Source organism: Dietzia sp. E1, assembly GCF_014145015.1.
GTDB classification, from domain to species: domain Bacteria; phylum Actinomycetota; class Actinomycetes; order Mycobacteriales; family Mycobacteriaceae; genus Dietzia; species Dietzia cinnamea_A.
Genome location: NZ_JAALDU010000470.1, coordinates 1 through 10,055, shown reverse-complemented (window position 1 = coordinate 10,055; position 10,055 = coordinate 1). Strand labels below are relative to the sequence as shown.

Sequence of the window (10,055 nt, the reverse complement as noted above, 5' to 3'; positions counted from 1 at the left end):
GGGCGGGCGCCGGGCCCGACGCGGCCGGCGGGCTGCCGCCCCTGCTCTCCCACGTGGTGCGGCTCGCCCTCCCTGTGCGGGAGCGCGGGTGGGTGCCGGAGATCGAGGTGCGCCCCTACGCGGTCCCGATGCACCGCGTGATCCCCGGCCTCGGCGAGGTGCCGCACCGTGTCGGGGTGGCACTGATGAACCCCGTCGGACGGGGGCGGGTGCACGCCGACGGGAGCGTGGACCTCCCGGACGACCCGCGCGACGCGACGGCGCTGGCCGAGGCGACGGCGTTCGTGGCGGAACGCCTGGGCATCGACGGCGCCGTCACCCGCTCGACCTCCCACCACCTGTCGGGCGCGGCGCGGATCGGGGAGGTGTGCGACGACTCCGGTCGGGTGCTCGGGGTGGAGGGAGTGCGGGTGGCCGACGCGTCGGTCCTGCCGTCGCTGCCGCGATGCGGTCCGTATTACACCGTCCTGGCGGTGGCCGAAGACCTCGCCGCGCGGATGGTCGCCGAGCGGGCGTGGTAGAACACAGATAGAACACGTTCCGCCGAGAGGGTGGGCGACGGCCCGGGAGGCACGCACATGCCGAGTACTGAGACCACCGTCGAGCCACAGCAGTTCGCGGTCGAGCGCGAGGACGGCGTCCGACTGGTCGGGGAGGTCTGGGAACCGCACGGACCGGACGGCCGGCCCACCGAGCCCGTCGACGAGATCCTCATGCTCCACGGCGGTGCGCAGACCCGCCACGCCTGGAGCCGGGCCTCCCGCCGCCTGGCCGCCGAGGGCTACCGCGTCACCGCGATGGATGCGCGCGGGCACGGCGACAGCGACTGGGACCCGGAGGGTGACTACGACATCCATCGCCTCGCCGCCGATCTCGAGGCGATCGTCGCAGAGCGGTTCCCCGAGCGGCGTCCGGTCGTCGTCGGCGCGTCACTCGGCGGGATGACCGCGATGCTCTCGCTGGGCACCGGAAAGGACGTCGCCCGCGCGCTCGTCCTGGTCGACGTCACCCCCAGACTCGAGGCTAAAGGCGTCGAGAGGGTGGGGGAGTTCATGCGCTCCGGGTTCAACGGGTTCGCGAGCCTCGAGGAGGCCGCGGACGCGATCGCCGCCTACCAGCCCCACCGCAAGCGGCCCCCGAACCCCGAGGGGCTGCGCAAGAACCTGCGGCTGCGCGAGGACGGGCGGTGGCACTGGCACTGGGACCCCCGCTTCGCCGGCAACGCCTCGGCCGACAACACCGAGATCGGCAACGCCTTCTTCGAGGAGCTCGTCCCGAAGATCACGCAGCCCACCCTGCTCATCCGCGGGTCGGCCTCGGACATCGTCAGCGACGAGTCCGTGCAGCATCTGCTCGAACTGCTCCCGCACGCCCGCACCACCGAGGTCGCGGACGCCGGTCACATGGTCGCCGGCGACGACAACGCCGTGTTCCTCGACCAGCTCGAGTGGTTCCTGGCCGAGGTGCTCGACTCGCCGCCCCTCCGCTGAGTCGCGGGCGGACCGCGACGCGGGGGTGTCCGGGGAATAACCCCACTCCGTGTACGTTGCCCTGGGTGAGCGGCCGTCGATACCCAGACGGGTATCGGTGGCCGGGGAATCTCGTCGTCGGCCCACGCGATCCGTAGGCTGGCGACGAGCAGACGGGTCGAGAGTCGCCCCGTACGCGCAAGGAGGGCATTCGTATGAGCACCGTCGACATCACGACCGCCGAGTTCGAGAAGACCGTCACCGAGAACGACATCGTCCTGGTGGACTTCTGGGCCGAGTGGTGTGGCCCGTGCAAGGCCTTCGGCCCGGTCTACGAGAAGGTCTCGGGCAAGAACCCCGAGGTGACCTTCGCCAAGGTCGACACCGACGCCGAGCAGCAGCTCGGCGCGATGCTGCAGATCCAGTCGATCCCGACGCTCATGGCGTTCCGTGAGGGCATCGCCGTGTTCCGTCACTCGGGTGCGATCCCGGAGCAGGCCCTGGACGACCTGGTCGAGCAGATCAAGGGACTCGACATGGACGAGGTCCGCAAGGCCGTCGAGGAGGCGCAGGCCCAGCAGGGCGACGCGCAGGTCTGAGACCCCGCACGGACCCGGGACCCCGGGTCCGCACCGCGCTCCCTCCGGGGCGAGAACACGTTCTTGTAGCCACCCCACAGATGTCAGTACCGGGGTTAGTGTGACGAGAACACGTTCCAGTGACGGGGATCACCACCGTCGCGCCCGGAGGGAGTCGCAGTGAAGACCAAGGCCGTAATCGCCCGTGAGCTCGGTAAGCCGTTCGAGATCGTCGAGGCCGAGCTCGACGGACCCCACTTCGGTGAGGTGCTGGTCAAGTGGAAGGTCGCCGGCCTGTGCCACTCGGACCTGCACATGCGGACCGGGGACCTGCCCGGTCGGCTCCCGATCGTCCTGGGGCACGAGGGCGCGGGCGTGGTCGAGGCCGTCGGTGAGGGCGTCACGCACGTCCAGCCCGGTGACCACGTGGTGGGCTCGTTCATCCCCGCCTGCGGCAAGTGCCCGGCGTGCGCCCGCGGTATGTCCAACCTCTGCGACGGCGGCCTGAACGGCATGTTCGGCGTCATGGCCGACGGCCGGTACCCCTTCGCCCTGGACAACGGCGAGACCGCCGGCGCCATGTGCACGCTCGGGACGTTCTCGCAGTACACCGTCGCCAACATGAACTCGGTGGTCAAGATCCAGGACTGGATCCCCTTCGAGGTCGCCGCGCTCGTCGGCTGCGGTGTCACCACGGGGTGGGGCTCGGCGGTCTACTCCGCCGACGTCAAGGCCGGCGACACCGTCGTGGTCTTCGGCATCGGTGGCATCGGCATCAACGCGATCCAGGGGGCCAAGCACGCCGGCGCCCGCTTCATCCTCGCGATCGACACCGACGAGACCAAGCTCGCCAAGGCCGAGGAGTTCGGTGCCACCCACGTCTACACGGACGTCGAGCAGGCCAAGGCCGAGCTGCCCGGGATGACCTGGGGCCTCATGGCGGAGAAGGCCATCATCACGATCGGCGTGGCCGACGCCAAGGTCACCGCCGACGCCGTCGACATGGTCGGTAAGCGCGGCGTCGTGGTGCTCACCTCAATGGGTGGCCTCGACAACCAGTCGATCAACCTCACCGGCCTGTTCGTCTCCCAGTACGAGAAGGTCATCAAGGGATCGCTCTTCGGGTCGGCCAACGCGTTCCACGACATCCCCAACATCCTGCGTCTGTGGGACGAGAAGCAGCTCAAGCTCGAGGAGCTCGTCACCCACCGCTTCACCCTCGACCAGGTCAACGAGGGCTACGAGATGATGGAGGCGGGCGGCGAGGGCATGGTGCGCGGCATCATCGTCCACGAGGACTGACCACGGTGGCCCGCGCTCCGGGCCCACACGCACCCCGCGGGTTCGCCGGCGCAGTCGGCGGGCCGGCGGGGTCTCGCGTTCCGGGCCATCCCACCGGGCATCCGGTCGCTGGGTAATCTGTGGCCATGGATCCGGAGCAGGACAACGACCCCAGAGCACTGGCCCAACGGCGACTGGAGGCGATGGTGGGGCGCGGTGAGCTCTCGCTCGCCGAGTTCTCCGACCGTGCCGCCAAGATCTGGGCGGCCACCTGCCCCGCCGAACTCGAGGTGGCCCTGAGCGGACTGCCCGCCGATCCCGACCCGGCCGCCCCACCCGCCGCGCACCGCGCGGGCCCGCCCGCCTCCCGACCCGGCGCCGCCATCGTCGTGGACCAGGGCCAGAAGACCACCTCGATCTTCGACACCCTCAAGCGCGAGGGGCGGTGGATGCTACCGGACGACTACCGGCTCACCTCGTGGATGGGGGAGATCTACCTCGACGCCCGCGAGGCCGTCGTCGACCGCCCCCGCACGCACCTCCAGCTGGACCTGTGGGCCGCCAACGCCCGGGTGCTGCTCCCGCCGGGCGTCTCGGTCACGATCACCGGGAACCGGACGATGACCGATCTCAAGATCGACGAGGGACGCTACGAGGTCCACGGCGGCCCGCACCTCGACATCGAGATCAACGGCTTCATGGCCACCGCCAAGATCAAGATCCTCGCCGCGGGGGAGAAGATCCCCAAGACCTGGAAGTGGTTCTAGCGCTCCCGGCGACGCCACACGGTGTGCCGGTGCCGCACCTCGTCGTCGTACCCGTCGACGCGGCTCCGCGGATCGGTGATCCACTCGCCGACCTCCACCCGCTCCCACGCCGCGTCCAACGTGGGCGCCAGCACGGTCCCGTGCGCGTCGGCGTCGATCTCGGTCACCAGGCACTCGTCGGCCGCGGGCAGCGCGGCGGCGTAGACCTGACCGCCGCCCATCACGACCGCGTCGCGACCCGCCGAGGCCAACGCGGCGTCCACTGACCCGGCGCGCTCGGCGCCGTCGGCCGCCCACCCGGCGTCCCGCGTGCACACGATGTTGCGGCGCCCCGGGAGGGGGCGGAACCGCTCCGGCAGGGAGTCCCACGTCGCGCGGCCCATCACCACGGGACGCCCGACGGTGGCCTGCTTGAAGAAGGCCAGGTCCTCCGGAATGTGCCACGGCATGTCGCGGCCGTCACCGATCACCCCGCCGCGGGCCTGCGCCCACACCATCCGCACCGCCACGGCGCCGGCTCAGACCGCGACCGGGGCCTTGATGCCCGGGTGGTGCTCGTAGCCGACGATCTCGAAGTCCTCGAAACGGTAGTCGAAGATCGACTCCGCCTTCCGCAGCCGCAGCTCCGGGTACGGGTACGGCTCACGCTCCAGCTGGGTGCGCACCTGCTCGACGTGGTTGTCATAGATGTGGCAGTCACCGCCCGTCCAGATGAACTCGCCCACCTCGAGGCCCACCTGTTGGGCGACCATGTGAGTGAGCAGGGAGTACGAGGCGATGTTGAACGGCACGCCCAGGAAGAGGTCGGCGCTGCGCTGGTAGAGCTGGCAGCTGAGCTTGCCGTCGGCCACGTAGAACTGGAACAGCAGGTGACACGGCGGCAGCGCCATCTGCGAGAGCTCGCTGACGTTCCACGCGCTGACGATGTTGCGCCGCGAATCCGGGTCCGTACGCAGCAGGTCCACGGCCGCCGCGATTTGGTCGATGTGCCGGCCGTCCGGGGTGGGCCACGACCGCCACTGGACGCCGTAGACCGGGCCGAGCTCGCCGGCCTCGTCCGCCCACTCGTCCCAGATGCTCACGCCGTGGTCCTGCAGCCACCGCACATTCGAGTCGCCACGCAGGAACCACAGCAACTCGTAGGCGACCGACTTGAAGTGGACCCGCTTGGTCGTGAGGAGGGGGAAGCCGCGGGACAGGTCGTAGCGCAGCTGGTGGCCGAACAGGCTCCGCGTGCCCGTTCCCGTGCGATCCGCCTTCGGGGTGCCCTCTTCCAGGACGAGCCGGAGCAGATCCTCGTACGGGGTGGGGACGGTCATGAGGCGGAGTCTACTGAAATTCCGGGGGCAGACCCCACCCGGCTCACACCGACCCCACCCGGCTCACACCGACCAGCCCGCCGTGGCGGCCAGCACCTTCTCCGTGAGATCCGGCCGACACACGAGAATGTCCGGGGAATGGGCGTCGGACTTGTTGAACTCGATCGGCGAGCCGTCGGGCCGGGACGCGTGCAACCCGGACGCCAGCGCCACCGCGACCGGAGCGGCCTGGTCCCACTCGTACTGCCCGCCGGCGTGGAGATAGACATCGGCGTCGCCGAGCAGCACCGAGAGCATCTTGGCCCCGGCGGAGCCCATCGGACGCACGCGCAGCCCGAGCTCGTCGGCGATCTCGTGCACGCCGGCCGGCGGGTTGTTGCGGCTGATCACCATCGTGCCGGAGGGCGGCCCGTCGACGTGGTCGACCTGATCCGACCGGAACACCCGGCCCGAGTCGGGCAGACCCACCGAGGCGAGGGCGGGCCGGCCGTCCACCACGAGCGCCACGTGCACCGACCAGTCCGAGCGGCCGGTCGAGAACTCCTTGGTCCCGTCGATCACGTCGATGATCCACACGCGCGACTTGTCCAGGCGACTCAGGTCGTCGGTGACGCCCTCCGACAGGGTGCCGTCGTCCGGCCGGTGCACCGCGAGCACCTCGTCGGTCCAGTTCTGGGCGACCTCGTTGGCGACCCGAGCGAGCGACCGCCCGTGCAGCAACCCGCCGGCCCGGGTGCCCCGGACGATGTCCCCGATGCCCGTGGCGAGGTGGTAGGCCAGGTCGTGGTCGCTGAGTTCGCGCATGCCGTCACTCTACGGAGCAGGCGGCGCGCGGCGGCCTGTGTCGTCGGCCGCCCTGTCGTGGGGCGTCCTGTCGTAGGCGTAGGCCATCATGAGTTCATGCCCGCCGCCCTGGACCGGTTCCACCCGGCCACCGCCTCCTGGTTCCGTGGTGCGTTCGACGCGCCCACCGCGGCCCAGGAGGGGGCGTGGACCGCGCTCGCCGGCGGATCGCACACCCTGGTCGTGGCGCCCACCGGCTCGGGCAAGACCCTGTCGGCGTTCCTCGCCGCGCTCGACGGTCTGCTGCTGGGCGACCGGGACGGCGCGCCGGACCCCGGCCCGGGCACGCGCGTCCTCTACATCTCGCCGCTCAAGGCCCTCGCGGTGGACGTCGAGCGCAACCTGCGCGCGCCGCTCGCGGGGATCGCCCGCGAGGCCGCGTCGATGGGGGTGCCGACGCCGGATGTCACCGTCGGGATCCGCACCGGTGACACCCCGCCGGACGAGCGTCGCCGCCAGCGCGCCCGGCCGCCGCACATCCTCGTGACCACCCCGGAGTCGCTGTTCCTGCTCCTCACCTCCGCCGCGCGGGGGACCCTCGCCACGGTGGACACGGTCATCATCGACGAGATCCACGCGGTCGCCGGCAGCAAGCGCGGGGCGCATCTCGCCCTCAGCCTCGAGCGACTCGACGAGCTGCTCGATACACCCGCGCAGCGGGTGGGGCTGTCGGCGACGGTGCGGCCGCACAGCGAGGTCGCCCGCTTCCTCGCGGGGGAGCGGCCCACCACGATCGTGGCGCCCGGGTCGGACAAGGGCTTCGAGCTGTCGGTTCGCGTGCCGGTGGAGGACATGGCGGACCTGTCCTCCTCGGCCCCGGAGGTCACCGCGCCGGCCGGCACCCCGGGTCAGGGCTCCATCTGGCCGCACGTGGAGCGCCAGGTCGTGGACCTCGTGACCGCCCACCGCTCGACGATCGTGTTCGTCAACTCGCGGCGCCTGGCCGAGCGGCTCACCGCGAGGCTCAACGAGATCTACGCCGAGGACACCGACCCGGGCTCGCTCCCCGAGCCCCCCGCCCGGCCGCCCGCGCAGCTCATGGTGCCGTCGGAGGTCTCGCGCGGGGCGCCGCCGGAACTGGCCATGGCCCACCACGGGTCGGTGTCCAAGGAACGCCGGGCGATCATCGAGGACGCACTCAAATCGGGCCGGCTCCGCGCGGTGGTGGCGACCTCCTCGCTCGAGCTGGGTATCGACATGGGAGCGGTGGATCTGGTCGTGCAGGTCGAGTCCCCGCCGTCGGTGGCCTCGGGGCTGCAGCGCGTGGGCCGCGCGGGCCACCAGGTCGGCGAGGTCTCACGGGCCGTTGTCTACCCCAAGCACCGCGCTGATCTCGTGCACAGCGCGGTGACGGTCGAGCGGATGCTCGCGGGCGCGATCGAGGAACTCACGGTGATCGCCAACCCGCTCGACGTGCTGGCGCAGCAGACCGTGGCCGCGTGCGCGCTCGAGCCCATCGACGTGGAGGAGTGGTTCTCGGCCGTCCGGCGCACCGCCCCGTACGCCGGGCTGCCGCGATCGGCGTTCGAGGCCACCCTCGACATGCTCGCCGGCAAGTACCCGTCCGCGGATTTCGCGGAGCTCAAGCCGCGCCTAGTGTGGGACCGCGACGCCGGCACCCTCACCGGCCGGCCCGGCGCCCAGCGACTGGCCGTCACCTCCGGCGGCACGATCCCGGACCGCGGCCTGTTCGGCGTGTTCATGGTGGGGGAGAAGGCCACCCGCGTCGGCGAGCTCGACGAGGAGATGGTCTACGAATCGCGGGTCGGCGACGTGTTCGCCCTGGGCGCGTCGAGTTGGCGCGTCGAGGAGATCACCCATGACCGCGTGCTGGTCTCTCCCGCGCCCGGCGGGACCGGACGGCTGCCGTTCTGGCTGGGCGACGACCAGGGCCGGCCCGCCGAACTCGGCCGCGCCCTCGGCGGGTTCCTTCGCGAGGTGTCGGCCGGGTCGGAGGCGGAGGTCACCGCGCGCCTGGACGCGGCCGGCCTCGACACCTATGCCGCCGCCAACCTGCGGCGGTATCTGGCCGATCAGCGCGAGGCGACCGGCCACGTGCCCAGCGACACGACCCTGGTCGTGGAGCGGTTCCGCGACGAGGTGGGGGACTGGCGGATCGTGCTGCACTCGCCGTTCGGCGCGCGGGTGCACTGGCCGTGGGCGGAGGCGGTGCGCGCCCGGCTGGCCGCCGCGCACGGCTTCGACGCGGTGCCGGTGGTGTCCGACGACGGCATCATCCTCCGGGTCCCCGATACGGGTGACGACGGCGAGGGGGCCGCGCGCCCGGGAGCCGAGACGTTCGCGATCTCTGCGGAGGAGGCGGTCGATCTGGTGACCCGGCACGTGGGCGGGTCGGCGCTGTTCGCCTCGCGCTTCCGCGAGTGTTCCGCACGCGCCCTGCTGTTCCCGCGGCTGGATCCGGGCCGGCGGGCCCCGCTGTGGCAGCAGCGGCAGAAGTCCGCGCAGCTGCTCGACGTCGCGCGGAGGTATCCGGACTTCCCGATGATCCTCGAGGCGGTGCGCGAGTGCCTCCAGGACGTCTACGACGTGCCCGCGCTCGAGCGGCTGCTGGGGGAGATCGAGTCGCGCAGCGTGCGGATCGTCGAGGTGGACACGCCCGGCGCCTCGCCGTTCGCGCAGTCGCTGCTCTTCGACTACGTCGGCGCCTTCCTCTACGAGGGCGACTCCCCGCTCGCCGAGAAGCGGGCCGCCGCACTGAGCATCGATCCCGGCCTGCTCGGTCAGCTACTGGGCCGCGTCGAGCTGCGCGAACTGCTCGACGTGGAGGTCCTCGACTCGATCGAGCGACGCCTGCAGCATCTCGAGCCCGAGCGCGCGGCGCGCGACGCGGAGGCGGTGGTCGACCTGCTCCGGCTGCTCGGCCCGCTCACCGTCGACGAGATCACCGCACGGTCCGCCGATCCCCAGGCCGTCCCGGGCTGGCTCGACGACTTGGCCCGGACGTGGCGGATCGTGCCGGTGGAGCACTCCGGCCGCAGCTGGTGGGCCGGAGTCGAGGACGTGGCCCGGCTCCGCGACGGCCTCGGCGTCCCGCCTCCGCCCGGTGTGCCGTCGGCCTTCCTCGGCGATGTCGACGACCCGCTGGGCGAGCTGATCCGCCGCTACGCGCGCACCCACGGGCCCTTCTCGGTCGAGGCGGTCGCCGAGCGATTCGGACTCGGCGTGGCGGTCGTACGCGGCGTGCTCGACAGGCTCAACTCCTCCGGCACGCTGCTGGCCGGCGAGTTCCGCCCCGGCGCGACGGGACCCGAGTGGTGCGACGCCGAGGTGCTGCGCCACATCCGCCGCCGATCGCTGGCGGCGCTGCGCTCGCAGATCGAACCGGTGTCCCACTCCGCGCTGGGCCGCTTCCTGCCCGGGTGGCAGAGCCTGGGCTCGGGCGCCGAATCCGGCGTCGACGGGTTGCTCGCGGTGATCGAGCAACTCGACGGGCTCGCGCTTCCCGCCTCCGCCCTCGAACCGCTCGTCCTGGCGCCCCGGGTGAGCGACTACTCCCCGGCGATGCTCGACGAACTCCTGGCCGGGGGAGAGGTCATCTGGAGCGGGCGCGGACGTGCCGGAGCCCGCGACGGCTGGGTCTCCCTGCACCCGGCCGATTCCGCCGGCGCCACCCTGCCCCTGGAGCGACCGCAGCCGGAGGGGCCGGTCCACCTCGCCGTCGTCGACTCCCTGCGCGGCGGAGCCCTGTTCTTCCGTGACATCGTCACCACGGTCAAGAACGCACTCACCGCCCCCACCGACGCTGGGCCCACTCACCCCGCCCCCACCGACCCCGCC

At 71.9% G+C, this 10,055-nt stretch carries 9 protein-coding genes; 6 read left to right on the top strand and 3 right to left on the bottom strand.

Annotation, left to right across the window (positions count from 1 at the left end):
• The 5 genes from mftG to G6030_RS14115 all read left to right on the top strand — a co-directional run.
• On the top strand, window positions 1-521 hold a 521-nt coding region (gene mftG, locus G6030_RS14135; protein ID WP_206680916.1), incomplete at its 5' end, for a mycofactocin system GMC family oxidoreductase MftG.
• Between the two features lie 57 nt (window positions 522-578).
• Complete coding sequence (locus tag G6030_RS14130; protein WP_182643559.1) at window positions 579-1,490, top strand: alpha/beta hydrolase; 912 nt, start codon at window positions 579-581, stop codon at window positions 1,488-1,490.
• A gap of 194 nt (window positions 1,491-1,684) precedes the next feature.
• Window positions 1,685-2,068 carry a thioredoxin gene (trxA, locus tag G6030_RS14125; protein ID WP_063971916.1) on the top strand — a complete coding sequence of 128 codons (384 nt, stop codon included), beginning with the start codon at window positions 1,685-1,687 and terminating at the stop codon, window positions 2,066-2,068.
• Window positions 2,069-2,227: 159 nt separating this feature from the next.
• Window positions 2,228-3,349, top strand: a complete 1,122-nt coding sequence (locus tag G6030_RS14120) for an NDMA-dependent alcohol dehydrogenase (RefSeq protein ID WP_182643558.1) — start codon at window positions 2,228-2,230, stop codon at window positions 3,347-3,349.
• A gap of 125 nt (window positions 3,350-3,474) precedes the next feature.
• Window positions 3,475-4,095, top strand: a complete 621-nt coding sequence (locus G6030_RS14115; RefSeq protein WP_182643557.1) for a DUF1707 domain-containing protein — start codon at window positions 3,475-3,477, stop codon at window positions 4,093-4,095.
• On the opposite strand, the gene G6030_RS14110 is transcribed toward G6030_RS14115, so the two are convergent.
• The 3 genes from G6030_RS14110 to G6030_RS14100 all read right to left on the bottom strand — a co-directional run bounded on the left by G6030_RS14110 (window position 4,092) and on the right by G6030_RS14100 (window position 6,218).
• Complete coding sequence (locus tag G6030_RS14110) at window positions 4,092-4,604, bottom strand: dihydrofolate reductase (protein WP_347238671.1); 513 nt, start codon at window positions 4,602-4,604, stop codon at window positions 4,092-4,094. The two genes, G6030_RS14115 and G6030_RS14110, sit on opposite strands and share 4 nt — an antisense overlap.
• Before the next feature lie 9 nt (window positions 4,605-4,613).
• Complete coding sequence (locus tag G6030_RS14105; protein ID WP_182643556.1) at window positions 4,614-5,414, bottom strand: thymidylate synthase; 801 nt, start codon at window positions 5,412-5,414, stop codon at window positions 4,614-4,616.
• A gap of 63 nt (window positions 5,415-5,477) precedes the next feature.
• Complete coding sequence (locus G6030_RS14100) at window positions 5,478-6,218, bottom strand: 3'(2'),5'-bisphosphate nucleotidase CysQ (protein ID WP_182643555.1); 741 nt, start codon at window positions 6,216-6,218, stop codon at window positions 5,478-5,480.
• A gap of 96 nt (window positions 6,219-6,314) precedes the next feature.
• On the opposite strand from G6030_RS14100, the gene G6030_RS14095 reads away from it, so the two are divergent.
• On the top strand, window positions 6,315-10,055 hold a 3,741-nt coding region (locus tag G6030_RS14095), incomplete at its 3' end, for a crosslink repair DNA glycosylase YcaQ family protein (RefSeq protein WP_241724370.1).